This is a genomic window from Gordonia sp. UBA5067 (assembly GCF_002414845.1).
Lineage (GTDB): Bacteria > Actinomycetota > Actinomycetes > Mycobacteriales > Mycobacteriaceae > Gordonia > Gordonia defluvii.
The window spans coordinates 11,742-12,003 of the sequence record NZ_DIAX01000026.1; the positions used below are offsets into that span (position 1 = coordinate 11,742).

The 262-nt window shown below is 65.6% G+C and carries 1 pseudogene; it reads left to right on the plus strand.

Annotated features, from left to right (window positions below):
* Positions 1-59 precede the first annotated feature (59 nt).
* A pseudogene (locus B4M62_RS03660) lies at positions 60-262 on the plus strand (glycine cleavage system protein H); the annotation flags it as partial.

Sequence of the window (262 nt, forward strand, 5' to 3'; positions counted from 1 at the left end):
CCCCCCCCCCCCCGCCGCAGGCGGACCCGATACCGTTGTCGCCGACGAAGGGAAGGCAAGTGGCTGAATCGAACATTCCCGACCACCTCCGCTACACCGTGGAACACGAGTGGGTGGTGAAGGTGGACGAGACGACCGTCCGGGTCGGGATCACCGACTATGCGCAGGATCAGCTTGGCGATGTCGTTTTTGTGCAGTTGCCCGGGGCCGGCGACTCGGTGGCCACCGGCGATTCCTTCGCCGAGGTCGAGTCGACCAAGAG